25 protein-coding genes and 1 pseudogene are annotated in these 25,918 nt (G+C 47.7%); 13 read left to right on the plus strand and 13 right to left on the minus strand.

The genetic code is table 11. The features are described 5' to 3' along the window. Positions 1–138: 138 nt before the first annotated feature. From N7E60_RS00800 to N7E60_RS00820, 5 genes are all read right to left on the minus strand, one after another. Entirely contained in the window at positions 139–3,267 is a 3,129-nt protein-coding gene (locus tag N7E60_RS00800) for an HsdR family type I site-specific deoxyribonuclease (protein WP_269597879.1), read from the minus strand. Then, positions 3,233–4,402, minus strand: coding sequence for an ATP-binding protein (locus N7E60_RS00805; protein ID WP_269597880.1), 1,170 nt, complete (start codon positions 4,400–4,402; stop codon positions 3,233–3,235). Before N7E60_RS00805 ends, N7E60_RS00800 begins: the two co-directional genes overlap by 35 nt. Position 4,403: 1 nt before the next feature. Continuing rightward, positions 4,404–5,609, minus strand: a complete 1,206-nt coding sequence (locus N7E60_RS00810; protein ID WP_269597881.1) for a restriction endonuclease subunit S — start codon at positions 5,607–5,609, stop codon at positions 4,404–4,406. Then, positions 5,606–7,177: a type I restriction-modification system subunit M gene (locus tag N7E60_RS00815; RefSeq protein ID WP_269597882.1), complete on the minus strand. Its 1,572-nt coding sequence runs from the start codon at positions 7,175–7,177 to the stop codon at positions 5,606–5,608. The genes N7E60_RS00810 and N7E60_RS00815 overlap by 4 nt, the downstream gene beginning before the upstream one ends. Before the next feature lie 70 nt (positions 7,178–7,247). Then, positions 7,248–7,451 carry a helix-turn-helix domain-containing protein gene (locus N7E60_RS00820; RefSeq protein ID WP_046127246.1) on the minus strand — a complete coding sequence of 68 codons (204 nt, stop codon included), beginning with the start codon at positions 7,449–7,451 and terminating at the stop codon, positions 7,248–7,250. Positions 7,452–8,543: 1,092 nt separating this feature from the next. On the opposite strand from N7E60_RS00820, the gene N7E60_RS00825 reads away from it, so the two are divergent. From N7E60_RS00825 to N7E60_RS00845, 5 genes are all read left to right on the plus strand, one after another. Continuing rightward, positions 8,544–8,894 (plus strand): hypothetical protein, encoded by a 351-nt coding sequence (locus N7E60_RS00825; protein WP_269597883.1) that lies wholly within the window; start codon positions 8,544–8,546, stop codon positions 8,892–8,894. A 108-nt stretch (positions 8,895–9,002) separates the two neighbouring features. Then, positions 9,003–9,799 (plus strand): IS5 family transposase gene (locus tag N7E60_RS00830; RefSeq protein ID WP_269597063.1). Its coding sequence is split into 2 segments (ribosomal slippage): positions 9,003–9,341 and positions 9,344–9,799, totalling 795 coding nucleotides; the frame shifts between segments, so codons are not numbered across the junction. Between the two features lie 402 nt (positions 9,800–10,201). Next, positions 10,202–10,390, plus strand: coding sequence for a helix-turn-helix transcriptional regulator (locus tag N7E60_RS00835; RefSeq protein ID WP_269597884.1), 189 nt, complete (start codon positions 10,202–10,204; stop codon positions 10,388–10,390). Between the two features lie 16 nt (positions 10,391–10,406). Further along, positions 10,407–12,068: a DUF927 domain-containing protein gene (locus tag N7E60_RS00840; RefSeq protein ID WP_269597885.1), complete on the plus strand. Its 1,662-nt coding sequence runs from the start codon at positions 10,407–10,409 to the stop codon at positions 12,066–12,068. Between the two features lie 56 nt (positions 12,069–12,124). After that, positions 12,125–12,370, plus strand: a complete 246-nt coding sequence (locus tag N7E60_RS00845) for a helix-turn-helix transcriptional regulator (protein ID WP_269597886.1) — start codon at positions 12,125–12,127, stop codon at positions 12,368–12,370. Between the two features lie 37 nt (positions 12,371–12,407). Here the strand turns inward: N7E60_RS00845 and N7E60_RS00850 are convergent, their stop codons facing one another. The 4 genes from N7E60_RS00850 to N7E60_RS00865 all read right to left on the minus strand — a co-directional run bounded on the left by N7E60_RS00850 (position 12,408) and on the right by N7E60_RS00865 (position 16,548). Beyond that, positions 12,408–13,322 (minus strand): nucleotidyl transferase AbiEii/AbiGii toxin family protein, encoded by a 915-nt coding sequence (locus tag N7E60_RS00850; RefSeq protein ID WP_269597887.1) that lies wholly within the window; start codon positions 13,320–13,322, stop codon positions 12,408–12,410. A gap of 4 nt (positions 13,323–13,326) precedes the next feature. Beyond that, positions 13,327–14,100 (minus strand): type IV toxin-antitoxin system AbiEi family antitoxin, encoded by a 774-nt coding sequence (locus N7E60_RS00855; RefSeq protein WP_269597888.1) that lies wholly within the window; start codon positions 14,098–14,100, stop codon positions 13,327–13,329. A 115-nt stretch (positions 14,101–14,215) separates the two neighbouring features. After that, positions 14,216–15,499: a tyrosine-type recombinase/integrase gene (locus tag N7E60_RS00860; protein WP_269597889.1), complete on the minus strand. Its 1,284-nt coding sequence runs from the start codon at positions 15,497–15,499 to the stop codon at positions 14,216–14,218. A gap of 185 nt (positions 15,500–15,684) precedes the next feature. Then, positions 15,685–16,548 (minus strand): YicC/YloC family endoribonuclease, encoded by an 864-nt coding sequence (locus tag N7E60_RS00865; protein ID WP_167313841.1) that lies wholly within the window; start codon positions 16,546–16,548, stop codon positions 15,685–15,687. 159 nt (positions 16,549–16,707) lie between these two features. On the opposite strand from N7E60_RS00865, the gene rph reads away from it, so the two are divergent. Both rph and pyrE read left to right on the plus strand, forming a co-directional pair. Further along, positions 16,708–17,427, plus strand: a complete 720-nt coding sequence (rph, locus tag N7E60_RS00870; protein WP_069589051.1) for a ribonuclease PH — start codon at positions 16,708–16,710, stop codon at positions 17,425–17,427. Between the two features lie 102 nt (positions 17,428–17,529). Continuing rightward, positions 17,530–18,171 carry an orotate phosphoribosyltransferase gene (pyrE, locus tag N7E60_RS00875; protein ID WP_269597890.1) on the plus strand — a complete coding sequence of 214 codons (642 nt, stop codon included), beginning with the start codon at positions 17,530–17,532 and terminating at the stop codon, positions 18,169–18,171. A 43-nt stretch (positions 18,172–18,214) separates the two neighbouring features. On the opposite strand, the gene slmA is transcribed toward pyrE, so the two are convergent. Next, positions 18,215–18,805 carry a nucleoid occlusion factor SlmA gene (gene slmA / locus N7E60_RS00880; RefSeq protein WP_069590901.1) on the minus strand — a complete coding sequence of 197 codons (591 nt, stop codon included), beginning with the start codon at positions 18,803–18,805 and terminating at the stop codon, positions 18,215–18,217. A gap of 180 nt (positions 18,806–18,985) precedes the next feature. Continuing rightward, positions 18,986–20,230 carry a bifunctional phosphopantothenoylcysteine decarboxylase/phosphopantothenate--cysteine ligase CoaBC gene (gene coaBC, locus N7E60_RS00885; RefSeq protein WP_269597891.1) on the minus strand — a complete coding sequence of 415 codons (1,245 nt, stop codon included), beginning with the start codon at positions 20,228–20,230 and terminating at the stop codon, positions 18,986–18,988. Between the two features lie 267 nt (positions 20,231–20,497). On the opposite strand from coaBC, the gene radC reads away from it, so the two are divergent. From radC to mutM, 5 genes are all read left to right on the plus strand, one after another. Next, positions 20,498–21,181 carry a RadC family protein gene (gene radC, locus N7E60_RS00890; RefSeq protein WP_077455068.1) on the plus strand — a complete coding sequence of 228 codons (684 nt, stop codon included), beginning with the start codon at positions 20,498–20,500 and terminating at the stop codon, positions 21,179–21,181. A 185-nt stretch (positions 21,182–21,366) separates the two neighbouring features. Continuing rightward, positions 21,367–21,603 carry a 50S ribosomal protein L28 gene (gene rpmB, locus N7E60_RS00895; RefSeq protein WP_069590897.1) on the plus strand — a complete coding sequence of 79 codons (237 nt, stop codon included), beginning with the start codon at positions 21,367–21,369 and terminating at the stop codon, positions 21,601–21,603. Positions 21,604–21,616: 13 nt separating this feature from the next. Next, positions 21,617–21,784: a 50S ribosomal protein L33 gene (rpmG, locus tag N7E60_RS00900; protein WP_069590895.1), complete on the plus strand. Its 168-nt coding sequence runs from the start codon at positions 21,617–21,619 to the stop codon at positions 21,782–21,784. Positions 21,785–21,938: 154 nt separating this feature from the next. Next, complete coding sequence (locus tag N7E60_RS00905) at positions 21,939–22,418, plus strand: hypothetical protein (RefSeq protein WP_269597892.1); 480 nt, start codon at positions 21,939–21,941, stop codon at positions 22,416–22,418. Positions 22,419–22,433: 15 nt separating this feature from the next. Continuing rightward, entirely contained in the window at positions 22,434–23,246 is an 813-nt protein-coding gene (gene mutM / locus N7E60_RS00910; protein WP_069590891.1) for a bifunctional DNA-formamidopyrimidine glycosylase/DNA-(apurinic or apyrimidinic site) lyase, read from the plus strand. On the opposite strand, the gene coaD is transcribed toward mutM, so the two are convergent. Beyond that, a complete protein-coding gene (coaD, locus tag N7E60_RS00915; protein WP_069590889.1) occupies positions 23,241–23,747 on the minus strand; it encodes a pantetheine-phosphate adenylyltransferase in 507 nt (168 codons plus the stop codon). The genes mutM and coaD overlap by 6 nt on opposite strands. A 153-nt stretch (positions 23,748–23,900) precedes the next feature. Between coaD and N7E60_RS00920 the strand changes: the two genes are divergently transcribed. Beyond that, on the plus strand, positions 23,901–24,611 hold the full coding sequence (locus N7E60_RS00920; protein WP_069590907.1) for a 3-deoxy-D-manno-octulosonic acid kinase: 711 nt from the start codon (positions 23,901–23,903) through the stop codon (positions 24,609–24,611). A 3-nt stretch (positions 24,612–24,614) separates the two neighbouring features. Here N7E60_RS00920 and waaA read toward each other — a convergent pair. After that, positions 24,615–25,867: pseudogene (gene waaA, locus N7E60_RS00925) on the minus strand (lipid IV(A) 3-deoxy-D-manno-octulosonic acid transferase). Positions 25,868–25,918 lie beyond the last annotated feature (51 nt).

The raw sequence follows: 25,918 nt of genomic DNA on the forward strand, positions 1-25,918 counted from the left end.
GGTTTCCGCTACTTCTCCCAGCGATAGATGATCTGCCAGTAAGTGTAACACAGTCAATTCTCAGAGAGTTGTTCAATAGCATACTGGATACCGAAGTATGCTGTGAGAATACAAACCACCAATTTTCGTTATCCTCTATTAAACTTTTCCACCCACACCTTTGAACTTCTCAACAAATGCAGCGATCTTTTGAAAGACACTCTGTTTCTTGGTGAGATATTGCGGATTTAATGGGCTCATTTTGGGCAGAATAGCATTCAACTGAGTTCCTGCGTCGCTGGCATACTCCCGTTTTAGTGAAGTGGTTATATAGCGTCTGGCTTCTTCAGCATTCAGTTTTTCTGCGTTTATCAGTTCCTCTGCTTCGCGTCGTTGCTCGGCTTGGGCGAAGGAGAAAAAAGCTTCGATTACACTGGCTTTGTTGCCAATCTGATCGAGGTCGGTTTCATTGATGAAATCTACCACTAGGCTTTCTTTGGCACGGTTACCGAGGCTAGCGCGGATCACGCGGCGAACTTCTTCTACCAAGTCCGTTTTATTCTTGTTCTTCTTGTTGTGCTCGAAGATCAGCTCCAGAATGTAATCGAGATTGATTTCTTGCGACTTGAGCAGGTCAACCTCAAATATCACGTCATCCCAGTCGATGGTGGATTTCTCTTTTTCTTCGGCTGATTTTTGGCGGCGCTGCCACTCACGAATGTCGTTGTAAGTAGAGCGGTAATCCTGAACCTTGCGCTCGGCTGGGAGACGTATGGTTTGCAACTCTGCCAGTTTTTCATCATCCAGATAGTGCTCGGCTTTAAACGCTTCCACAGCCTCCGGATCACTCATATCCAAGGTTTGTAAGGCCTTCAGACTGGCAAACTCATCGTAGTTTTGCAGGATATTCTCGATGCGCAGGAATTCGCCAAAGAGTTTTGCAAACGCCTTTTTGTCCGATTCTTTTTCAATGTTGGCCGGATCAGGAAAGCGTTGCTCTAGATCGCTTACCACATCCATAAATCCGCGCCGAGCTTCACCGGTAACAATATCGGTAAAGCCTTCCATGTATTCTGTGTAGCTCTTTTCCAACACGACATTTTTGGTATTTTTATTACCAAACAGAGTGATGGCATCGACAGTGGCTTTTTCCAAATCACGGAAGGTGACGATGTTGCCAAAGGTTTTGGTCGCATCATAAATGCGGTTGGTACGCGAATAGGCTTGCATTAATCCGTGGTAACGCAAGTTCTTATCAACGAACAAAGTATTTAGTGTTGGTGCATCGAAACCAGTGAGGAACATGCCAACCACAATCAGCAAATCGATTTCTTTGGCTTTTACTCGCTTTGCCAAGTCACGGTAGTAGTTCTGGAAGCCGTTACTGTCGATACTGAAATTGGTCTTGAAGTATGCGTTATAGTCGGCAATGGCCGCACTTAAGAACTCCTTGGCGCTACTGTTCATCGCCGACACTTCAAAGCTTTCATCCGCTATATCACCAATAGCATCTTGCTCTTCATTAGCGGCAAAGGAAAAAATCGTGGCAATTTTTAGCGGTCTTTCGCTACCAGATTGCAACTTATTGAGCGATTCGTAGTACAGTTTGGCGGCATCCACGCTGCTTACTGCAAACATCGCATTAAACCCTTTCCCGTTCGCTTGCAGACGATGTGTTTTCTGGCGATAGTTGTTCAGAATGTACTGAGATATCTCCCTAATTCGCTCCGGGTGCAGCAGTGCCTGTTTGTTCTCCAATGCACTAAGTTTATTCTCGTCCTGTTCGGTTTCTATATCCTTAAACTGCGGGCGCACATCGTTGTAGTCCACTTTGAATTTGAGCACCTTTTCATCGCGGATGGCATCGGTGATGACATAAGAATGCAATTCCCGGCCAAACACGCTGGCAGTGGTTTCAGCTCCTAATGCATTTTGCGGGAAGATTGGCGTACCAGTAAAACCAAACTGATAGAAGCGTTTAAACTTTTTCTTCAAGTTCTTCTGGGCTTCACCAAACTGGCTGCGGTGACACTCATCGAAGATAAAAACTACCTGCTTGTTATAAATAGACAGGTCGCCTTCGCTTTTCATTAGATTGTTGAGTTTCTGGATAGTTGTCACGATGATCTTATTATCATCCTTGTCCAGGTTTCGTTTTAAGCCTGCTGTACTATCGGAGCCATTCACACTATCGGGTGAAAATCGCTGGTATTCCTTCATGGTCTGGTAATCGAGATCTTTACGGTCGACTACAAAGAACACCTTGTCGATAAACTCCAATTCAGTGGCCAACTGGGCGGCCTTAAAGCTGGTTAAGGTTTTACCTGAGCCTGTGGTATGCCAGACAAAGCCGCCGCTTTCTGGCTTGCACCAATTTTTAGCTTCAAACGAACTTTTAATTTTCCATAAAATGCGTTCAGTTGCTGCAATCTGATAAGGACGCATTACCAGCAAGGTATCGCTTACGTCAAATACCGAATAGTGCAGTAGGACGTTCAGTAGCGTGTGCTTTTGCAAAAAGGTAGCTGTGAAGTCTTTTAGGTCTTTGATCAGCGTGTTGTCTGACCTCGCCCAGTTCATAGTGAAGTCGTAACTGTTTTTATTACGCTGAGTTGTATTAGCAAAATATCGACTGTCGGTGCCGTTTGAGATAACAAACAACTGCAAATATTTGAACAACGAATGCTCGCTGTTAAAGCTCTCTTTGCTGTATCTATGCACTTGGTTAAACGCTTCTCGAATGGCGACGCCACGCTTTTTAAGCTCGAGTTGCACCAGCGGTAGACCATTCACCAATATGGTCACATCGTAGCGGTTGGCATGGCTACCAGTTTGCTCGAACTGCTTAACCACTTGCATTTTATTGCGTGCGATATTCTTTTTATCAACCAGGTAGATGTTTTTGATGCGGCCATCGTCGAAAACAAAGTCGTGGATATAGTCGTCGTGGATCTTACGGGTTTTATCTACGATGGTATCGCTGGGTTTGTCCAAGTAGGTTTCAACGAAGCGCTTCCACTCACCCTCTAAAAACTCTACATTGTTGAGGGATTGCAGTTGTTCCCTCACATTCGTCAGCATGGCTTCTGGGTTATTCAGAGCAGGTAGGTATTCATAGCCTTGGTTGGACAAATCCTGGATCAGTTCCCGCTCGAGATCGCCTTCACTCTGGTAACTTTCAGCGACTTTCCATTCTTGGCGGTATCTGTCAAGTACGATAAACCGATTCGATTCGGCGATGGGCTTTGTGTAATTAACCATGTTGTTCTTCCTGCTTCCAGAAACCATATTCATCCTTTAAATGATCCAATAACAACTTCACTGTTTGTTTTTCGGGTTCTGTTGGTTCGGCTACTTCTTCGTTTGATAAAGTTCGATGGCTGTAAAAATTCATAACCAACCTAGAATAAGACTGTTTGTTCTCAGGTAATAAATCTGACCACTGAGGGTAGCCTAAAAAGTTGGCTGCTTTTTCGTACAGGTTTCGAAGTAGCGTAAAATGGTAGCGTTGAACTTCATTTTTTTCGATGGCCTGCTCAATTAAGCGTTTGATATACAAGTGGTAAGAGAAGCTCTTATTCGAGTCGCCTTGCTTGCCTTCCATGTCGAAAGTACCGTCTTCATAACGCTTGAGAATATACCCATTCTTGGCTTTAATGCCATTGTAAAGAACGTTGTAAAACAATGGATTATGAGTGGATACAATGAATTTAAGCCCTGATTCACTAGACCGTATTAACTCTGCCAAGTCGATAGCCAATTCAATCAAGTGGTTTTCATCAAGAGAGCTAACAGGGTCATCAATAAACACATATTCCAACTGATCAAACTGATTGGATTCACGCTCACCAGGCTCAGCCACATTGAGAATAGTAATTACCTGATCCAATAAAGTGTAAAAGATACTCCAGATAAAGTTACTTTCTTCGCCTTTGGAAATTTTCAGGTTACCAGATTGATCATTATCGCCACGTTCAAGAGAGAAGGTTACTTCTGAAAATTCTTTTATTGTGACTTCGTTACCATCTTTGTCTTCGGTTTTATATTCTTGATTAAACCGTGGTGTTAGCTTGTCATTCGCATAACGCTGAAAGTTAGCAATGATATTTTGGTCTTGCCCTTGCTCTTTAAGAATCCAGTTAGTAAAGCTGTTTGGCTGAATTTTTAATTTGGGCTCACTGTCGCCTTGTAAATCATTATCCCAATAAAATAAATCTTCAGTGAATGCATTGTAATAAAGGATTTTGTTGCGCGTAGGCTCTGTTTCATCATCACCTTCTTCGCCTGCGTTCTTTGGGGAAATAAGCTCTTTAAACTCGCGCGACAAACGCGTTTTACCTGTGCCATTAAATGCATATATCAACTGTGTCTTTTTGTCGCTGGCTTTTAATTCCTCAGCTACTTCGGTTAGTGTTTTGCTCATATCAGGCGGCTACCTCTGTTTTCGGCTTCGGGAAGCTCAGCAATAAATCGCGGTAATACTCGTATTGCTTCTGACGCAATTCAATTTCGCGGGGTAAGCCTTCCGTAATGGAGTTGGTCAGAGCATCGAATTTGTCGAGGATAGTAACGATGCGTTCTTGCTCAGAAAGAGATTTCTCTCTATTGCTAGCAAATGGAACTGGAACCAAATACTCCATGATTTTTGGCTTATTTCCGCGTGGCATTTTTGCACCTTTCGCATGCTGCATGTTGTATTCAAAAAACTTGTCGTCCGCCAATACTTGATACAAATAACGAGGACTTATAGCTGTATCAGTAGTGTGAATCACAAGAACATCACCATTTGTACCGCCTACCCGATCTGCATACCATATCTTCTTCAAATAAGGACGTATATTCCCTATTAATATATCTGCAGGATTGTATTGTGTGAGATTTCCACTACCTGGAGTTCGAGTGGAGTCTATTTTTCCAGCTCGATTCTGAAGTAAGCTTTCAACACCAACATAATTACTGCCATCTAATTCTGAGTAACTAATACGCTCCTTTGAATACTCAGCCACTTCACCCAACGTCTTCCACTCCACTTCTCCTTCTTCAAAACTTAATAACTGGTCGCGGTAGTAGTGGTATTGTTTTTTGCGCAGGTTAAGCTCAGTGGTCAGCTCAGTGGTCAGCTCGGTAAATGCGTCCAGAATTCGGACGATTTCGGCCTGGATTTCCAGCGATTTTTTTGGGTTTTCTGGGCAGGGAATGGGGATTTTTTTATTTGCATAATTGCTAATCCACTGACGTTTATGATCTCCCTCTACGAGTTCACTTGGTAGCGTATTCAGCCAATAGTAAACATATTTCAGCAAATATTTAGTTTCGTCACTTGATGAAATCATCTTCATTGCCGATGATTTGGCCTTAAAATCAAAATCAACCCATTTATTAGCGGTTGTGAAATCATCAAAAATTATTACAGGACTTTCTGAGGCGTTATAAATGCCGCTTGTCTCATCTGTATAACCTAGAATAAATGTTTTGCCAGCAGTCAGAACAGGAATGGCAAATTCATCACTATAATTTTTCGCTTTAACAAGGTATTTTGTTGGCTGTTCATACTTAGTTACCTCACCTAGTAGAGGCCATCCAATCTCAGCTCCAGCCAGCAGGTTTTCCATGAAGTTAACGACGCTCATGCTGTATGCTCCTCACCTTCGTTTTCGTCGCTCTCGATTTGGGCCACAATCGCATCAATGTCTTCGCGTAGCTGGGTAATTTTGTCGACAGTTGTTTTTAACTCGATATTGAGTTGGTTTATATCCACTACTTCACGAGTTTCTTTGGCTTGCACATAGCTGCTGACTGACAGGTTATAGTCGTTTTCGACCACTCGCTCAAAAGGTACTGTTCTGGCAAAGTGTTCGATGTTCTCTTTACTATCAAACACCCCAATGATCTGCTTGATGTAATCATCGGTAAGGAGGTTGTTATTCGTCTCTTTCTTAAACAACCCACTAGCGTCAATAAATTGGGTATCTGTGGTGGTCTTATTTTTAGCTAGTACCAGGATATTTACCGCGATGGTCGTGCCGTAGAACAGGTTGGGCGCCAGAGAAATCACGGTTTCTACAAAGTTATTATCTACTAGATACTTTCTGATTTTCTGCTCAGCACCACCGCGATAAAAAATACCCGGAAAACAAACAATCGCCGCGCGGCCTTTACTAGAAAGGTAACTGAGCGCATGAAGCACAAAAGCAAAGTCGGCTTTGGATTTAGGCGCAAGCACGCCAGCAGGCGCAAAGCGATCATCGTTGATCAGGGTAGGGTCGTCTGCTCCTACCCATTTTACTGAGTACGGCGGGTTGGAGACGATGGCATCAAAGGGCTTGTCGTCACCAAAGTGTGGGTCTGTCAGCGTGTTGCCGAGTTGGATGTTGAACTTGTCATAGTTGATGTTGTGCAAAAACATGTTCATCCGAGCCAGGTTGTAGGTGGTGTGGTTGATTTCCTGACCGAAGAAGCCCTCTTCAATAACGTAAGGCCCGACATGTTTGGTTGCTTGCAGCAGCAAAGAACCTGAGCCACAGGCTGGATCGTATATTTTATTGACACTGGTTTGCTTGTGCATGGCAAGCTGCGCAATCAGCTTGGAAACATGTTGTGGCGTGAAGAATTCACCACCGGATTTACCAGCGTTCGCGGCGTAGCTCGAGATCAAAAACTCGTAGGCGTCACCAAACATATCAAAGTCACTGTTATGAAGGTCGCCAAGATCCAGTTCCGCTACGCCTTTAAGTACCTCGGCTAAGCGACTGTTTTTATCTTTTACTGTATTACCTAAGCGGTTACTGGTCGTATCGAAATCGGCAAACAGGCCCTTAATGTCGTTTTCTGACGGGTAGCCACTGGCAGATGCTTCAATGGCCTTGAAAACATCTGCAAGTTCGATATTGAGACTTGGATTGTTATGAGCGTCTTTGACCAGGTTTTCGAACAGTTCACTTGGGTAAAGAAAGTACCCCTTAGTTTTGATGGCATCATCTTTGATATCAGGTGTAACTACACTGTCGGGCAGTTCGGCATAGTTAATACTCTCATCCCCTGCTTCGATGTAGGCACGAAAATTTTCGCTAATAAAGCGATAGAAAAGCGTGCCCAGTACGTATTGCTTAAAGTCCCAGCCGTCTACTGCACCACGTACTTTGTTGGCAATGGCCCAAATTTGACGTTGCAGGGCGGCGCGTTGTTGTGCACTTGTCATGATTCTTTTCTCGTTTTCATTCGTTTATGTGTGCTTTTATACCTAGTTTATGTGGCTTTAGAGGCTATCCTCATGCTGTTGTCAGCTCAAGCAGATCACCTACTTGGCATTCAAACAGCAGGCACAGCTTCTCTATGGCTTCCAGATCCACTTTCTGGGCTGTCTCTTTGTAGAGCAAAGTCACCGTTGCGCGACTGAGCCCTGTTTCTCTGGCGACGTCGGCAATACGCATCTTGTGTTCGCCCATCATGCGGGCAAGATGGCAGCGGATCATGGCTAGGCCTCTAGTAAATTGGGGTTAGTAAATATCGCTGAAGCATACCATAAATCTTTATATCAGAATGACATTTTGTGAGTTGAAATTGCATTTTACGGTTCTGAACGGCGATTTTCTAGGCGCTGTCTTGGTCTAAATCATTCCGCCTTTGATGTTCAGAGCGTTAAGCTGGCTTTTAAATGCCGTGCCCACAGTCTACTGACTGAAGTAGTCAAAGGCTTGCACTATCAGATGGCCATGTCGTTATCCAGCAATTGGCCAGCAATTTCCCAAGCTGTCCGTCAGTTCGATATTGTACTGAAAAGCCACCAACAGACCGCTTTTTGATGGAAGGCGGGTATCACCGCCCTGTGTTCGTTAACGCCTATGACTGAGAGATGGCTTTTCGGTGGCTTTTTGATAACCCACATGTAGCTCAAGTCTTATGATCGGAGTTTTGGTTTGATGAACGATGAGAGCAGGAATCATCGCTTTCTTCCCTGAAATTCCAGATAGATAGGAAGCTTTTCAAGTTCATTCCATAGCAAGAATAAACTCTCGTCACTTTGGAATATAAGTGACAGTAATCCAGAGGGGAATGTTGGAACTAAGATTCCAGATAGATAGGAGTCCCAGCCGATTTATTCCAGCCGATGATTTAGCCGTGATATTCCACTTATGTGGAATTTGATGAGCAACATTCCAGATAGATAGTTATGTGGAAAGTTATTGGCTAGGTATTGGGCGGGAATAATCAGATATTTTCCAGTGTGGAATGTTGTCCTTTGTGTTTTCGTAAAATGTTCTAACGGAACAAAGTTATTATTTTTCATTTGGTTATTGTTTTTTCTCTGTGTCGGGACCATGATTTATTGAGAACTAACTGTGAGAGGAAAAAGGATGACAGCTTTTGAATGGGGGATGTTTGGGCTCTGGGTGTTTTTCACGCTGGTGTTCGTCTGGAGTTTATACAGTTACAGAGCCAACAAGATGAACTCCAAGGGTGGCGATTAGTGGCTGGAACTTGCATTTTTCAATGTGGTGTTAGTCTGTAGTCACACTCATTTAAACGTGCTGACTTTCACATGTGAAAGTTTTAGAGAGGGTCTGATGATGAAACACCTGAGTAATATTCTCGTTATGCTGGTTTTTGTCATCGGATTAGCAGCGTATGGCAATACTAGTTTTGCTTGGTTTCTGCTTTGTTTGCCCTTAGTCGTGTGGTTCTGGCATGTGCTTGGTTGGTGCATGCGCTTTCCAAGGCTTATGGCGTTCGCATGGTTTGTTCTGCTGTGTTTTCAATGGCCAGCAGCGTTAGGATTGAGCGCTTCAGTGATTATCGTGTTGATGTTCAAGCAGCGGCATAGCATTGCTCGGGAAACGCCAGCGAAGCGTCGGCAACAGAGACAATGCCTTTTGGGAAGCTATGATTATGACTTCCGGACCTTTAGTGACGATTAACTTTCATCACTTCCATCCATTTTCCCTGTTTCTTCGGGCTGTTTTCCCTTAGAACCTATCTCAATAGGTGTTGTCTGAGTAAATCAACACCTATTGAAAATACTGTAAATGAATTCGACACAATACCTAATCTCTGACGCCCTTTGGGCAAAAATTGAGCCGCTTTTACCAATCCACAAGACGAACCATCCTCTAGGAACACATCGAAAGAGAGTCGATAATCGTGATGCTATGAACGGCATCCTCTTTGTTCTCAGAACTGGTTGTCAGTGGAATGCGCTTAACGCGACAGGTATTTGTTCCTCTAGCTCTGCACATCGTCGTTTTCAAGAGTGGCGAGATGCAGGAGTCTTTGAGCGATTTTGGCAAAATGGCCTGATTTACGAAGGGGTTGATTGGAGTTCCATATCAATGGACGGGTGCCAAACTAAAGCACCTTTAGCTGGCTCAAAAAAACAGGTAAGAACCCAACAGACCGTGCGAAACAAGGCGTAAAACGCAGTTTGTTGACGGATGCGAATGGATTGCCACTGGCTGTTGTTAGCGATGGCGCAAACGTCCACGACATTAAGCTGGTACTTCAAACATTAGATGCACTAGAGTGTTATCGGCCGCCGCTGAAAGTACCTTTGTACCTAGACAAAGGTTATACAGGCCAGTGGTTACATGATGAACTGGTTGCTTTGAACTACATTCCCCATGTTCAATCACGTGCTGAAGAGGCCGCGAGCTTGAAGCAATCGGATGATTTTAAGGCTCATCGTTGGGTTGTGGAGCGAACTCATAGCTGGCTAAACCGTTATCGTAGATTGCTTGTTCGTTGGGAAAAGAAAATCGAAAACTACGAGGCCATGTTGCATTTTGCTTGTGGCCTCATTGTTTGGAATAAATCCCTTTTGGGATAGGTTCTTATCCAGCTCTGCCAGTATCAATGATGCCTTTTCTCCCGCCGCCGCAACGATATGCTCAGGCTGTTCTTCCAGCATTTGTTTCAGTGTTTTAGCCATAGCGCTCTCCATGAATATTCTGAACATTTCTGTGAGTGTTTAGAATAAAAATTCTGGTGTTACATGTCACGAATGAACAACGTGACATGTAACGGTTTAGGTTTAGCCATTAAAATTCAATTTGTTATATTCTGGTTTGTGAGTCAATAGTTTTAATTCTTTGTTCTCATTCCTGTATTTGCAGCACCGATAAATATCGCTCAATGTGCCCAAAATGGACAATTCTAGCGGCGAGGATTGTACTCGGTGAACGGTATGATCGCTCATGACAAATCAAGATGTTATGGGAGATACCAGCATATGAATATCGCATTACTGAACAATCTACTCACGTATGAAGAAGTGTGTTCACTAACCAAACTGTCCCAGCCCACTTTGCGCCGTTATGTCAAAGCAGGCAAGTTTCCGCAGCCCATCAAGCCCAATCCAGAAGGTAAGGCCGTCAGGTTTAGAGCGAGAGATGTTCGTCGCTGGATGGCTGAGCTCTAATTGGCGGGAGGTAAGAATGGGATTTCATCTTACAGAGACTCACCTTGAATGTCTGGAAAAAGAAGAGCGCCAAGTTGTAGGTGGGTGGATAAAAGTAATCGCCAGAACTCGAAAGCAATCCAAGAAGCATGGGTTTGGTGCGTTAATCCAGTGGCGCAACATGGATGGCGTTTTGCTACAGGACATAGTATTCAACCGGGTATTACATGGTGACCAGTCTCGCTTGATTAGGGACGCCCTGATTGATTCTGGCTATTGGTTAGAGCCCTATCCACAAAGCTGGTCGCGTTTGCAGCGCTATTTGCTACAAGAGATTCTAAAAGCCCCTGCGGGAATTTGTGTCGATTCAACAGGATGGCATGACAGTGTTTATGTCACTCAGGATTGGTGCGTTGGTACAAACTCAGAACCATACTATTACTCGGGTCAGCTCAATGAGTCGATGCTTAAACGCACTGGTACTTTAGCACAGTGGCAGTCTCAGGTTGGGGCCTTGTGTGTTGGAAATCCGCTGATGATTTTTGTGGTGGGCGTGGCACTGTCTGCACCGCTACTGCATCCCGCCGCAGTAGAGAATGGTATTTTTCATTTGGTAGGGCCTTCGTCGACTGGCAAGACATCGCTGCTTGAACTGGCAGCATCTGTCTATAGTGATAGATCTTTCGTCCGCAGTTGGATTTCGACGGCCAATGGCTTGGCGGCTGTTGCCGCTGAACAACACGATATGATGCTGGGGCTTGATGAAATTGGCTTAGCGCGTCCTGAGGATGTTGATATTGCAACTTATCATATTGTCGCCGGTACCAGTAAATTGCGGGCTACAGAGAGTGGGGGATTAGCAAAACCATCCCACTGGCGAACGTTGGCATTGAGTACTGGTGAAGTATGGTTGTCAGAGGTATTTGAATCGCTTGGCAAACGGCCTAAGGCTGGGCAACAGATTCGTTTGGTCGAAATCCCGGTATTTGGTCAGTTCGGAGCTTTTGATGTATTGCATCGCTTTCAACGTCCTCAATTGTTTGTCGATCATGTGAAGTCTCAGACCAGCCGATACTACGGAAGCTTATTTCCCGAATGGATGAATCTTCTGACATCAACCTATGAGCTTGCTCATTATACCAAATCAGAGATTCAGCGGCTGGTTGATCAATGGCGTACCAGTAGTATGTCTTCCCAAGTGATTCGGGTATTGCAACGCTTTGCTCTGGTCGCTACTGCGCTTGCTTTAGCTTCGCGCAATTATTTGGTGCCTTGGGATGAGGAGGAGTCTATTGATTCTGTGAAACAAGTCTTGGGTCAGTGGTTAGCAGCTCGTGGCCACGTCATGAACACAGAGGAACATCAGGTCTTGGCCCGCTTAAAAGTCTTGCTGCCAAAATGGGAAAAGGCTCTATCTCCTATGGGGCAGCAGAATACTGCTTCGTTGCTCGGATATTCCAGAGATGTTAATGGCGAGCGGCAATGGCTCATTGATAAAAGCCAGTTTTTGCGCCAGTTGGAAATGCCTGGGCAGTATATGCGCGAGGTAATGCCTTTGCTCCAACGAGGATGGCTCACTACCAATGAGCCCGAACGTGCAACGTTAAAGCTTATGGTAAATGGCAGATCGAGACGTTTTTTTGCACTCTTGCCAGACCGAATTTTTGCAGGGATACAGGAGTTAGAAATTGATGACTAGCACAGCTTATATCCCAGTTTCCCACTTTTCCCAGTCAGTCTTCGGAGGAAAATGTAATGAGTGAACAAACCTTCGTTTTGCCTAGTGAAGAAGTTCGTACTCAAGTGCTCAGTCAATCAGGTCAGTGTGAGCGACTGGTCAGAGAGGCTGACCGTAAGATGATCACTGGTGTCAGTCGCACTCAGTGGTGGATGATGGAACGGCAAGGCTTAGCCCCCCAACGGGTCAGGCTGAGCGCCCATTGTGTGGCTTGGCGGCTTTCAGATCTGCTGTGGTGGATTGAGCAGAGAAAAGTTGCTTGAGTAAAGTTAGAGCCCTGTCCCGTTTAGGGTGGGGCATTTATCTCGTCAATATTTGTTGAAGCCGATGGTAAGCTTCGGAATGTTTCTCTGGGTTCATTTTGGCCAGATTTTGCATTTTCCAACGAACAGCAGGTAACTGGTCGATTCCTGAAAGCTCCAAAAGAGACCAGTCGGGTGAACGATTTTTGAAAGACAGTAAAAATGATCGCTCTTGAGGCGTCAAAGACGAGTTTATGATCCTCACCAGCTGCTCGCGAGTTGCTTCGAGTTCCGCCTGGGGAATGTCTTGATCGGTCATATTCCGAAACTCTCCTTCATAAACACCTGAAATGTCCTTGAAGTTTGGTCTAAGTAGTTCGGCAATAGGACGTGGGTGGCTAATAATATAAACCAATAAGGCTTTGCGAAGCTCATCGCTGAGTCCCTCGTTATCAAGTAGTTGCTTGACGTCGAAAAGATCCCTCGGGTGTTGACGATCCAGTGCTGCACAGATTTTCCCCGCGTATAAATCGGCAAAACTCACTACGGGCATTTCTGCAAAAGCGAACTCATCCTCAACGGCTTCACTTACTGGCATGACTTGGGGATCGTAAACCGTACCGCGTAGTACAGGGGATAGTTCAATTTTGATTTGAACATTATCTCGCTCCACCAATAAACGCAGAGCATCTGATTTATACAGGAAGGCGCGAACAACACGAGTATTGCCGATGTTAGCCGTTATCGTGGAGGCCAGGGTTTCTAGGTTGCTCTTGATGGTCTGCAGGGCTTCATTCCGCTCCATCATGGGCAGAAAAACTAAGTCGATATCAACCGAAAGTCGAGGAAAATCACGAACGAACAAATTGATAGCGGTTCCACCTTTGAGAGCGAAACAGTCGTGCTGCGCAACAAAAGGAATAATCCTGAGTAGTAGCTGCACTTGTCGGTAGTAGTGGCTTTGTCTATTCATGTTTTCACATATCCTTAGGCACTGTTATTTGCCAGGTTGGCTCTAGTTTGCCGCCTTTAGCGATCAGTCGTTTACCAGTGCCCAGGGCATACTGTTCTGGTGTGAGGTGCTTAAGCCAAGCGTGTTGATGTCTTCCTGCCAGCCAGAGAAAGAGGCGCTTTGCTTTGATACTGCTACAGGCTTTCAGCAAGGCATTCAGCTTACGAGGCGATAGGTTGTGTAATCCTTGCATAAGTTGGTCAGCATGTTCAAAGCTGATGGTATTGGGCACTATAGCTAAAAGCTCCAAAATGGCTTTCTCTGGACAGGAATAATGTAATGAAGGAAGTGATGCTTGCCAGCTATCTTGCCTCAGGAACTGGTTGTCTTGCATTAGTGTCTCTGGCCATAGGCGACGAGTGCCATGCCACTCAAATTGTGCTGGCGCATCGATTCTTGCCAGCCATCTAGGCAGCATCTTTGCAGAATAGAGGTGAACCTTGGGTTTGTTTCCTTTGGACAGGTAATGGCCAAGTCCTTCCAGCTCTAACGCTGTCAGACCTCCAACATGGACAGGGACATCGGCCATGCGTTGCAACGAGGCAACGATTCCTTTCCAGGACAGCCTCGCTTCTTGCCTAGTGTAAACACCGGCTGCGACAGGGATCAGCGTTTGGCTCCGTACGGCATTGTCCAGAAAATGCAGGTTGAGCCCTTGCGTCTCCAGCCATGATTTGGTGGCGATCATATCCAACGGCAGCAGTTTCTGTAGTTGCTGTCTGGCTTCAGTGTTCAGCATGACTGCTCTCATTTGGGTTTATAAGAAATAAAATACACGTTGATTATTGACGTGATTTTTGGATTTTTCAAACTAATTTGAATTTTGGGTTTGTAAGTTTGTAATTTCAAGTCAATTATTGCCGTGAAAATTGTGATTTAAAAACCGTGTCAAAATTGACAATCTTATTTGCCTCATCGCCATTAACAATTGGAGCCAGCCACTCACCAAGCATGTTGTGAGCCACTTTGCGTTCCTCAAAATAAGCATCTTTGTTATAGATACCATCAGTTCGGTTACCTGGAATTTGGTTAAGGCATCGTTGAGCTATATTGTCAGGAATATTCATCTTACCCATTCGGGTTCTGGCGGTGCCTCTTAGGTCATGTACCCGGCGCTTTTCAAACGAGAAAAAGTTCTGTTCGAACAACTTCTTCAGTGCATGGTTTAAGGTATTCTCGCAGACATGTGGGGTACGTGCTTTTTTGCTTATTCGTCTGGCTGGGAATACCCATTCGCTACCACAACTGCGGATCTTCAGCTCTTCCAACCACAACAGGGCTGCATCACTGAGAGGAATGTCGATTGCGCGACGTTTCTTGGTGCGGTTTTTCGGCAGATGCCACACTCGGTTTGGCAAATCAAACTCATGCCATGGGGCGGCCAATAACTCCATTTTCCGAGTACAAGTCGCAATCAACAAAGCACAAGCCAAATAGTTCTCTCGACTGAATTGCGCAGGGATCGCTCTGAGCTTGGTAAAGAACTCAACGACTTCGGTTTCGGTCATAGGGTCGTTTGCAGCTTGTTCCTCCCCACCTGCATCTTTGGGTCGAAAAGGGCTTGCAGGGTTGAACTGAGTAACATCGAGCTTGATGCCATGATCAAAAATGCGCTTGAGCATACGCATTACATCGTTAGATATGGTTGGCCTTGGTGGTTTATCACCATAACCATTAGCGATATCCCGTAGGATTTCACTGATGTCGAGTGGTCTTATTTTATCCAGCTCGACTTTACCGATACGCCAAGCCACCTCTCGTTCGTAAAGGCTCTTTTCCTTTTCGTGGGTAGCAATTTGTCGCTGGCGGAGCTGATGATAGTCAGCATACAAATCATTCAGTGTTTTAAAGGGATTCTGATTAACTTTCTTGCGTTCTTGGACGGGATCAACTCCTTCACGTTTGATCGCTAACCTCAGCTTGGCGGCCTCATCACGAGCATCGGCCAGTGACCAGTCATCAACTTTACCGATAGTGTACTCGCGCCGAAGCTTAGTTGCTGGTGTGGTGTAGCGCAGCATCCAGTAAGCATCCCCGCGTTTGGGAGTCATCAAATACAGTCCATCGCCATCGGAGTGTCGGACGGATGATTTTTCCTTGATCAGTTTTTTAACTGTTTTGTCATGCAAATTGCCCATTTCTCGACCTCAAAAAATTGGGGAGTACAATATCGCTAAACAAACTATAGCGAGAAAATACTCCCCAATCTACTACCCATAACTACCCAAACTTAGTAGGTTCGCAATGGATGTCATGAGTGTCATTTTTTCATAATATAATGATTTTCAATGGTTTTAATTCAGTCTTTGACTACTGGTGAAGGTTACTCTATGTTTTGGATCTGCTCGCGCATTTGTTCGATAAGCACTTTGAGCTCGACGCCGGAGGCGGTGATCTCGGTGCTGATTGATTTAGAGGCGAGGGTGTTGGCTTCGCGGTTGAACTCTTGCATCATAAAGTCCAACCGTCGGCCGCAGGCGCCGCCTTTTTTGAGGATCTTGCGCGCCTCTGAAACGTGTGAGTCCAAGCGATCAAGCTCTTCCGCAACGTCTACTTTTTGCGCCAGCATCACCATTTCTTGCTCGATGCGAGTTGGATCGAGCTCCACTTTGGCTTCTTCCAAACGTGTGGTTAAGCGTTCACGCTGCCATTCAATCACGGTAGGCATCTTTTCGCGCACTTTGATGACTTCAGCGCTAATCGCATCTAATCGCTGCTCAATCAGCACTTTCATGTTGTCACCTTCGCTCGCACGCGCGGCGATAAAGGCGTCGAGTGCCTCATCCAGACCGGCCATTAGGGCGCGATGCAGCTCGTCGGTATCTTGCTCTGGGGCTTCCATCACCCCCGGCCAGTTCAGGACCTGAAACGGATTGATGTTGCCTTCCCCAGCGGTTTCTTTCACCCATTTGGCGGCGTGAATTACTTGCTTGGCTAAGGCTTCGTTAATGGTGAGCTTGTCTTGATTGGCTTGCGAGGTATCAAAGCGTAAGTTGCATTCCACTTTGCCGCGGGCGAGGCGCTTACGGAAGCGCTCACGCACAACGGGCTCAAGGCTGCGCAGTTGCTCAGGCATACGAATATAGGTTTCGAGATAGCGCTGGTTGACGGAACGAATTTCCCAAACGGCGTTGCCCCAATCGCCCTTGATTTCGTGTCGCGCGTAGGCGGTCATGCTGTGGATCATTGGTACCTGCTTGTGTGTGCAAAGAGTGAATGGCTTGATTATACGCATCCACCTGCAATGCGTCAGCTGTGTTGGCAAGATGTGCCGACAGGGATCGCAAGCGTGGCAAGAAACACGTATAATCGCGGGCAAATTTCATCAGCCCAAAAGGTTACTTGCATGCGTCCAAGTGGAAGAGCGCTCGACCAAATTCGTCCCGTTAGCTTTACCCGCGGTTTTACTGCCCACGCAGAAGGCTCTGTGCTGGTTTGCTTTGGCGACACAAAAGTCATTTGTAACGCCACTGTCGAAGAGGGTGTGCCACGCTTTTTAAAAGGCAAGGGCCAAGGCTGGGTGACGGCAGAATATGGTATGTTGCCACGTGCCACGCATACGCGTAATCGTCGAGAAGCGTCGACCGGCAAACAAGGCGGCCGCACGATGGAAATTCAGCGTTTGATTGCGCGCAGCCTGCGTGCAGCGGTTGATTTAACCGCGCTGGGTGAGTACACCATCACGGTTGATTGTGATGTGATTCAGGCCGACGGCGGCACGCGTACTGCATCTATTTCGGGAGCGAGCGTTGCTCTGGCTGACGCACTTAATGCCATGGTGCGTGATGGCAAACTTGCCGCGAACCCCATGAAAGGTCACGTTGCAGCGGTGTCGGTGGGTATTTATCAGCAAACGCCAATTTGCGATCTGGAATATGTCGAAGACTCCGCGGCAGACACCGACATGAATGTGGTGATGCTCGAAGATGGCCGCATGATTGAGGTACAAGGTACCGCTGAGGCAGAGCCATTTACCCCCGATGAACTCAATGCCATGTTGGTACTGGCCAAGAAGGGCATTGATGACATTGTCGTTGCCCAAAAATCGGCGTTAGCCGACGCATAACAGATTGAGTAGCTCCCACATTGGGGGCTATTTTTTTGCCCTGAGAACAGGATGGAGCCCGTGACATAACCGTCACAACCGTTTTAATAGTGAGAGGATGGAATGAAAGCCTACCAGCGCCAGTTTATTGAGTTTGCCCTTGAAAAGCAGGTTTTAAAGTTTGGTGAATTCACCCTGAAATCCGGCCGTAAGAGCCCGTATTTCTTTAATGCAGGTTTGTTTAATACCGGACGTGATTTAGCAAAACTGGGTCGTTTTTATGCCGCTGCATTAATGGATGCTGGGATTGATTACGATGTGCTATTTGGCCCTGCGTACAAGGGGATCCCGATTGCAACCACCACCGCGGTCGCGCTTGCCGATCATCATGATGTGGACACGCCTTACTGCTTTAACCGTAAAGAGGCAAAAGATCATGGCGAGGGCGGCCAGTTAGTGGGGAGTGCGCTCGAAGGTCGCGTGATGTTGGTGGATGATGTGATCACGGCAGGTACTGCTATTCGTGAATCTATGGCGCTGATCCAGGCGCAAGGTGCGCAACTTGCCGGTGTTTTGGTGGCGATTGACCGCCAAGAGCGGGGCCAAGGTGAGCTGTCTGCGATTCAAGAAGTGGAACGTGACTTTGCCTGCCGCGTTGTCTCAATCATTAGTTTAAGCGACTTAGTGACCTATCTAGAGCAAAGCGAGGCTGACCCGGCGCAGCTGGCGGCGGTCAAAGCTTATCAAGCAGAGTATGGTATTTAACCTTTACTGGGCGCGCCACGGCGCGCCTGATTGCTTGCATGGCTTATTGCAGCTGACTGGTGAGCAATTGCCAGTACTGTTCAAAGTTGGCGGTAGGCAGTTGTTTGAAAGAGGAGCGTACATAACGGCACAAACTGCCTTCAACTTGGCCAATTAGCTGGCTAGCGAGCACCGCTTCATCGAGCGGAAAGCCTTTCCCTTCTCGCAAACGTCTTTCCCGCAGTACTTGCTTGAGTTGCGCTTCAACGCGCTCAAACAATTGGTTGATGCGACCTTGTAAGCGGTCTTGCTCGAACATCAACGCATGGCCTGTCATGATACGCGTCAGCCCTGGGTTGCGCTCACCAAATCCAAGCAGCAACTGCAGAATGAGCTTAAGACGCACTAAGGTGTCTTTCTCTTCATCAATAATCAGGTTGATGCGGGACAGTAATGAGTCCTCAATAAACTCAATTAAGCCCTCAAACATGCGTGCTTTGCTGGGAAAGTGGCGATAGAGTGCGGCCTCGGAGACGCCAACTTGGGCGGCCAATTTGGCGGTCGTGATGCGCTGGCTGCCTTGCGTGGATTCCAGCATTTGCGCGAGCGCTTGGAGGATCTCTTCGCGGCGATTATTTTTTTTCGGGGCTGCCATTCATGCGATTCCTTTGTCTTTTATTCTCACGTTGGCGGGCGGTAAAGGAAGCATCAGGACGAGGTGCCACCAAGCGTGTTAGTCATGCCCTTTATCTTAGCGGTGAGGTGCCTGTATTAAAAGCAAAAAGCGTGGCCTTGGCGCACGCTTTTACACTTGATGTGACGGCGTTTTTTTGCGTTACGCGCTGGTATCCGCCTTGTGATAACGGGTGGCGATATGCGTCATTACAGCGCGCGCCAAGTGTGCTTTCTCTGTTAACGATAGTGCGAGATCACCGTTCGGCCAGAAAAGGTGTAAGGCGTTGTGATCGCTATTAAACCCTTGGTCTGAAAGCGAGACATCGTTAGCACAAATCATGTCGAGCCCTTTACGTGCAAGTTTATCGCGTGCATAGGTCTCGATATCCTGTGTTTCTGCCGCAAAACCAACGGTAAAAGGTCGTGTATCCGACAGCGCAGCCACCGAGGCGATAATGTCAGGGTTTTTCACCATGGTGACTGTCATGGCATCTTTATCGGCTTGTTTTTTCAGCTTTTGCTCGGCAACGGTTTGGGGACGATAATCCGCCACGGCCGCACAGCCGATAAAAATGTCTTGTGAGGCAATGCTGGCATGGACGGCTTCATACATTTGTTGTGCACTGGTCACATCAACACGGTGCACGCCGGTGGGAGTTGGCAGTGCGACTGGCCCACTGACTAGGGTGACCGTGGCACCCAGTGCGCGGGCGGCTTCTGCGAGCGCATAGCCCATTTTTCCCGAACTATGGTTGGAAAGATAGCGCACCGGGTCGAGTGCTTCTCGGGTTGGCCCGGCGGTGATCATGATGTGCTTGCCAGCCAGAGGTGTGGGACCGGCCCAGTGCTCACATTCTGCCACTAACGCCATCGGCTCTAGCATACGCCCCGGGCCGACATCGCCACAGGCTTGTGCGCCACTGTCGGGCCCCCAAATCAGGCAACCGCGCGCGCCCAAGGCGGCGATATTGGCTTGCGTGACAGCTGCACGATACATCTGTTGATTCATTGCGGGTGCAATCGCAATCGGCGCATCGGTGGCGAGACACACCGTGGTGAGCAGGTCATTGCCCATGCCGGCATGGACGCGTGCAATTAAGTCAGCGGTCGCGGGGGCGAGCAAGACTAAATCTGCCCACTTGGCTAATTCAATGTGGCCCATCGACGCTTCAGCGGCGGGGTCAAGTAAGCTATCTGATACCGGGTGACCGGAAACGGCTTGCATGGTCAGCGGGGTGATGAATTCTTTTGCTGCGCGAGTCATCACCACCTTGACCGTCGCCCCACGTTCAATCAGACGTCGAGTGAGGTCGGCACATTTATACGCGGCAATGCCGCCGCCCATACCGAGCAGTATACGTTTTCCTGCCAGCGTCTGGGCTGGCTGTTGTGAAGAACTGGCCATAATGCGTGATATCGTTGTCAGTGAATGGCGCAACCATACCATAATCCTTAGCGTAAAAAGCTTGTTCAAGCGCATGAATCCTCGCACGGTGTGAGCCAGGTTGGCTGTGATATGGGCTGATGTCTGCTGAAAAGCACACGCAACGGGGAATAAAAATAGGCGACTGTAACGCAACCTTGCCATGATGCGCTTGTATCAAGGCGGCGTCCTCTCCCTACTATCGGCTTTGTCGTAGCCGACGATTGGCTCAGCAAAGGGAGAACGATCATGAGCTTAAAAACCATGCCGCAAGATTGCCGCCCACGAGAGCGTTTGCTGAGTAGAGGGGCACAGAGCTTGTCTGATGCCGAGTTACTGGCGATTTTTTTGCGGACTGGGGTGACGGGGATGAGTGCGGTTGAACTGGCCGACTACCTGTTAAATGACTTTGGCTCGCTGCGTGCGCTGATGGGTGCTGACCAAGCTGCGTTTTGTCAGCATAAAGGGCTAGGAAGCGCGAAATATGCCCAGCTTCAGGCGGTATTGGAGCTTAGCCGCCGTTATTTAAAAGAAACGTTAAGTAAAACCGATGCTCTGACTAGCCCTGATCATACCCGCCGTTATTTGTCGACGTTGCTTCGAGACCGGCCCCGCGAAGCGTTTTATGTATTATTTCTCGACAATCAACACCGTGTCATTGCCGATGAGCAACTTTTTGAGGGTACCCATAATGCGGCGAGTGTGTATCCGCGTGAAATTGTGCGCCGCGCACTCGAATTGCATGCGTCGGCACTTATATTGGCCCACAATCACCCTTCGGGTGTGGCAGAGCCGAGTCAGGCCGACCGCCAAATCACCGAAAGAATTGTTCAAGCGTTGGGATTAGTCGACATTCGTGTGCTTGATCATCTGGTGGTTGGGGACGGAGAAGTGGTATCCTTCGCCGAACGAGGTTGGTTGTTATCCCTTTGAGGATCGCCTTTGGCGAAAAAAACGATCAAAAAGAGCGCAAAAGGATCTGCTCGGGACTTGAGCAATGTGAATTCAGTTAGTATAATGCGCCACCTTTGATAGCCTTGACCTTGAGCCTGACCTTGAATTTGCAGGACTGGCGGACAAGGTTGATATCGAGCTGAAACGATTTTGGAGAGACTTTCATGTCACGAGTATGCCAAGTAACTGGCAAGCGTCCTGTAGTTGGTAACAACCGCTCTCACGCTAATAACGCCACCAAGCGTCGTTTTCTGCCGAACCTGCAAACTCATCGTTTCTGGGTAGAAAGCGAAAAACGCTTCGTTAAACTGCGTCTATCTACTAAAGGTATGCGCATCATCGACAAAAAAGGTATCGATTCTGTACTAGCAGAAATGCGTGCCCGCGGTGAGAAAGTATAAGAGGACTTAGAGAATGGCTAAAGGCATTCGCGAGAAGATTCGTCTAGTATCCTCTGCTGGTACTGGTCACTTCTACACCACAGATAAGAACAAACGTAACATGCCAAGCAAGTTCGAGATCAAAAAATTTGATCCCGTAGTTCGCAAGCACGTTATGTATAAAGAAGCCAAAATCAAGTAATTGGTTGAAAGTTTCGAGAAAGACCCAGCTTAGGCTGGGTTTTTTTATATCTATTTCCCCTCGCTGGACCATCCGGTCGCTTAGCTATCAACGCCAGCCTCATTTGTGTATATACTGCTGATTAACAAAGTCAGGTATCCAGTGGCGGTGTCTCATGAAGCTAAAACGAAAAACGTGGAACAACATCCTCATTTTTTCCGTGGTGATTTTTTTCGGTTTGATGCTATTACCTGACTATCTGCGCCACCAACGTCACGCCCGAGAGATGCCTGACGGTGTGATTACCTTGGTGACGTCACGCAGTGAGGTGCTCGCGCTGCGCTTCTCTCACTTAACCTTGACGCGTACGCTTGATGGTTGGCAAACCGATAAGCCGTTATTGATTAGCCCCACGGAGCTCGCTCAACGTTGGCTGGGACTGAAAGGAACACAAGTGAATGACGCCACTTTACAATCTCTGCGGCCGCAACTGACCGCACCGCGGACGCTTGAGCTACTGCGTAGTCCTGATCAAGAACCTATCCGTATTACCTATTATCAGCAGCCGCAATTTTGGTTAATGCAAAATGAGCAAGGCCAATGGCTGGCGGTGTCTGTTGATAGCCGTTACCTTTTTCCGTTGACTAAGTCGTAAGTAAAAGTCCTTATCATGCCTGAATTACCTGAAGTTGAAGTCAGTCGCATGGGGATCACTCCCTATGTTGAAGGTCAGACCGTCACCCAAATTATTGTTCGCCAACCACAGCTGCGCTGGCTGGTGCCTGATGAATTGCAATTGCTCCAAGGCCAAGTGATTCGCCGGATAACACGTCGTGCCAAATATTTGTTGCTCGAGTGCGATCTGGGGACGGCGCTTGTGCATCTTGGGATGTCGGGCAGTTTACGGGTATTACCCGCCAGCTTAGCCCCAGAAAAGCATGACCATGTGGATGTCATCCTCAGCAACAATATGATGATCCGTTATCACGACCCAAGACGATTTGGCGCTTGGCTGTGGCAAGCGCAGGATACAATGCATCAAGTGCTGAGCAAGCTTGGCCCCGAGCCATTAAGTGACGCTTTTAACGCTGATTATTTACTGGCGCGTGCGAAGGGTAAAAAACTGGTGATGAAATCCTTCATTATGGATAACGCGGTGGTCGTTGGCGTGGGGAATATCTATGCCAATGAATCTCTTTTTTGTGCGGGGATCCACCCCAAACGTCCAGCAGGGAGCCTGACGCACTCAGAAGCAGCATGTCTTGTCGATGAGATAAAAACCGTGCTCGCGGCGGCGATTGCCCAAGGGGGCACAACCTTAAAAGACTTTACCAATGCAGATGGCAAAGCAGGCTATTTTGCTCAGGAGCTTCGGGTTTACGGCAAAGCCGGCGAACCTTGTCCGCAATGCGAGACGGTATTAGAGCGTGTGGTGATTGGGCAGCGGGCAACGGTATTCTGCCCGCATTGCCAGCCACTATGATGGCGTGTTGACGTGAAGCTTATTGCAAAGTGCGGTTAAGACATCAGGGTGCACAAACTCACTGGTGTCGCCGCCGTGCAGTGCCACTTCTTTGACCAAGGTTGATGAGATAAACGAGTGCTCTTCGGATGGAGTGAGAAACACGCTTTCAAGCTCAGGCATCAAACGGCGATTCATGTTGGCCAGTTGGAACTCGTACTCGAAATCAGAGACAGCACGTAGACCACGTACCAAAATATTGGCTTGGTATTGCTTGGCAAAATTCACCAGTAGCCCAGAAAAACCGACCACAGAGACATTGGGTAAATGACTGGTCACCGCTTGAGTTAAGGCGACGCGTTCGTCCAGATCAAACAGGGGCTTTTTACTGGGGCTTGCGGCAATGCCGACGATGACCTCATCGAACATGCTTGCAGCGCGTTCAACCAAATCAAGATGGCCATTAGTGATGGGGTCAAACGTGCCCGGGTAAATCACACGGGTCAGTTGTTTCTTGGTCACAGGGTTGTCCTTTTGATGTGTTATCTGGGCAGAGGTTATCAAATCATGCGTCGAGACGCATTGTTCTTCATTGTGGCGCGTCTGTGAATCTGAAAATAGGCGCGTTACACTGATAGGCGCTGCAGCGACCGCAAGATAGGAAAAACAGTGAGTATAGAAGTAGAACAGAGCGACAACGAATGTATTTGGTTTGACCCTGAGTTAGTGGAAGGGGATCCACGCCACTATTTCGATATTCACTATTGGCATCAGCAAGCAGCGGTGACGGGTTCAGCAAAAGGACGCGGCACGACCTTTTTTGTGCGTGGCCCTAAGATGGAGATGGCATTGCGCCATTATTATCGGGGCGGTTTGTTCGGTAAGCTGGTAAAAGATCAATACTGGTTCACCGGTTGGGAGACAACCCGTTGCGGGGCGGAACTGACGTTACTCGCCTACTTGCGGGCGAAAAAGTTGCCAGTGCCTCGACCGGTTGCGGCGCGCGCGGTCAAATCTGGGCGCACGTATCGGGCAGATATTCTGGTTGAAAAAGTGCCAGGCGCGCGTGATCTTGTAGCTATCCTCTGTGAACATGCACTATTGGCTCATGATTATCGAGCTATCGGACGACTCGTGCGACGGCTTCACGATGCCGGAGTTTGTCACACTGACCTCAATATTCACAACATTCTTCGCGATAAGAAAGGCAAGTTGTGGTTAATTGATTTCGACAAATGCCAGCAGCGTGACGGTGAGCAGTGGAAAGAAGACAACTTAGCGCGTTTGCATCGCTCGTTTAAAAAAGAGAAGGAAAAGCGTCAAATCCACTGGCAGCCCGAAGATTGGGCCGCCGTGCTAAAAGGCTATAATAAGATTCGCAAATAGGGGTTAGCGATTTAACCAAGGCGCCAGTGCTTGCAAGGTACGTTCGACTGCCCCTCGGTTTTGCTCAACAACCTGCAATCCCGCTTGTCCTGCTTGCGCGCCCAGGGGGGGGACGAGAAAAAGGCACCGATCTTCGCGGCAATATCTCGGCTGTCATTACACACTTGCAAGGCGCCTGCTTCAATCAAGGTGTCACCAATCACTTGAAAATTGTAGTAGCTGGGTCCCGTTAACTGCGGCTTTGCGAGCGCGGCAGGCTCGAGCAAGTTATGCCCACCGACTTTAGGGCCGAGAAAGCTACCCGCCATGACAACCACGTTCGCAGCAGCCAGATATGTCATCATTTCTCCCATGGTATCCCCTAAATAGACTTGCGAGGAAAGGGCGATTGGCGCGTCACTTGTACGGCGCTGGACGCTGAGTCCGTGGGTGTGGATCTGCGCCTCTACGCCATCAAACCGCTCCGGATGACGGGGAACTAAGATTAACAAGGCATCGGGATAATCACGGAGCAAAGCGGCATGGGCGTCGAGCATGATGGCATCTTCTCCCTCATGCGTACTGGCGGCAACCCAGCATGGACGAGCACCAATGTCATCAATCAGTGATTGGCCCAGATGAGGATCCGTAGCTTTGATATCAAATTTGACGGAGCCGACCGTCGCGAGCTTATTGTCGGCAACACCCAATTCGGCAAAACGGGCCTTATCGCTGTCGTGCTGACATAAAATCACATCGATACTTTGGCTCATGGCACGAAATAGCGGTGCGATCCGTTTATAGCCGCGGCACGCTTTCTCGGACAAGCGCGCATTGATGACCACGATAGGCACACCGGCTTGATGGACGTTAGCGAGAGTGTTTGGCCACAGCTCGGTTTCCATAATCACACACAGGCGGGGATTGACTGCGCGCAAAAAACCACGGACAGCGACGTTAAAATCGACTGGCATATAGCGATGGATAATGCCTTCTATCTTTTCTGCCTGTTCGGCGCCGGTTGGGGTCGTGGTGGTGACGAGCAGAGGAATGGATGGATAGGCCTGCTGCAACGCGGCAATCACGGGTTTCGCGGCGAGCACTTCGCCCACAGAAACCGCGTGCAGCCAAATCGGCTGCCCCTCAACAGCCGGCGTACGACCAAAGTGCTCACGCCATCGCGCACCGACGGCCGGTTTCCCGGGACGCTTTCGGTACAGGCCCACTAATAACAACGGGGCAACAAGAGTCAGGATAAAGGTGTATAGCCAGCGCACGAATCAGTCCCAAAACTTATACATAATTGTTATACTACTAAACAAATTAAG

It is taken from the genome of Salinivibrio proteolyticus (assembly GCF_027286365.1).
Lineage (GTDB): Bacteria > Pseudomonadota > Gammaproteobacteria > Enterobacterales > Vibrionaceae > Salinivibrio > Salinivibrio proteolyticus.

Coding starts and splice junctions, on each gene's coding strand:
- N7E60_RS00810 (WP_269597881.1), bottom strand. CDS start 5,609: ATGAGCGTCGTTAACTTCATGGAAAACCTGCTGGCTGGAGCTGAGATT.
- N7E60_RS00800 (WP_269597879.1), bottom strand. CDS start 3,267: ATGGTTTCTGGAAGCAGGAAGAACAACATGGTTAATTACACAAAGCCC.
- rph (WP_069589051.1), top strand. CDS start 16,708: ATGCGTCCAAGTGGAAGAGCGCTCGACCAAATTCGTCCCGTTAGCTTT.
- N7E60_RS00840 (WP_269597885.1), top strand. CDS start 10,407: ATGGGATTTCATCTTACAGAGACTCACCTTGAATGTCTGGAAAAAGAA.
- N7E60_RS00845 (WP_269597886.1), top strand. CDS start 12,125: ATGAGTGAACAAACCTTCGTTTTGCCTAGTGAAGAAGTTCGTACTCAA.
- N7E60_RS00825 (WP_269597883.1), top strand. CDS start 8,544: ATGATGAAACACCTGAGTAATATTCTCGTTATGCTGGTTTTTGTCATC.
- N7E60_RS00905 (WP_269597892.1), top strand. CDS start 21,939: ATGAAGCTAAAACGAAAAACGTGGAACAACATCCTCATTTTTTCCGTG.
- N7E60_RS00815 (WP_269597882.1), bottom strand. CDS start 7,177: ATGACAAGTGCACAACAACGCGCCGCCCTGCAACGTCAAATTTGGGCC.
- radC (WP_077455068.1), top strand. CDS start 20,498: ATGAGCTTAAAAACCATGCCGCAAGATTGCCGCCCACGAGAGCGTTTG.
- rpmG (WP_069590895.1), top strand. CDS start 21,617: ATGGCTAAAGGCATTCGCGAGAAGATTCGTCTAGTATCCTCTGCTGGT.
- rpmB (WP_069590897.1), top strand. CDS start 21,367: ATGTCACGAGTATGCCAAGTAACTGGCAAGCGTCCTGTAGTTGGTAAC.
- N7E60_RS00835 (WP_269597884.1), top strand. CDS start 10,202: ATGAATATCGCATTACTGAACAATCTACTCACGTATGAAGAAGTGTGT.
- N7E60_RS00805 (WP_269597880.1), bottom strand. CDS start 4,402: ATGAGCAAAACACTAACCGAAGTAGCTGAGGAATTAAAAGCCAGCGAC.
- N7E60_RS00820 (WP_046127246.1), bottom strand. CDS start 7,451: ATGATCCGCTGCCATCTTGCCCGCATGATGGGCGAACACAAGATGCGT.
- N7E60_RS00865 (WP_167313841.1), bottom strand. CDS start 16,548: ATGATCCACAGCATGACCGCCTACGCGCGACACGAAATCAAGGGCGAT.
- N7E60_RS00855 (WP_269597888.1), bottom strand. CDS start 14,100: ATGCTGAACACTGAAGCCAGACAGCAACTACAGAAACTGCTGCCGTTG.
- pyrE (WP_269597890.1), top strand. CDS start 17,530: ATGAAAGCCTACCAGCGCCAGTTTATTGAGTTTGCCCTTGAAAAGCAG.
- N7E60_RS00850 (WP_269597887.1), bottom strand. CDS start 13,322: ATGAATAGACAAAGCCACTACTACCGACAAGTGCAGCTACTACTCAGG.
- mutM (WP_069590891.1), top strand. CDS start 22,434: ATGCCTGAATTACCTGAAGTTGAAGTCAGTCGCATGGGGATCACTCCC.
- coaBC (WP_269597891.1), bottom strand. CDS start 20,230: ATGGCCAGTTCTTCACAACAGCCAGCCCAGACGCTGGCAGGAAAACGT.
- slmA (WP_069590901.1), bottom strand. CDS start 18,805: ATGGCAGCCCCGAAAAAAAATAATCGCCGCGAAGAGATCCTCCAAGCG.
- N7E60_RS00860 (WP_269597889.1), bottom strand. CDS start 15,499: ATGGGCAATTTGCATGACAAAACAGTTAAAAAACTGATCAAGGAAAAA.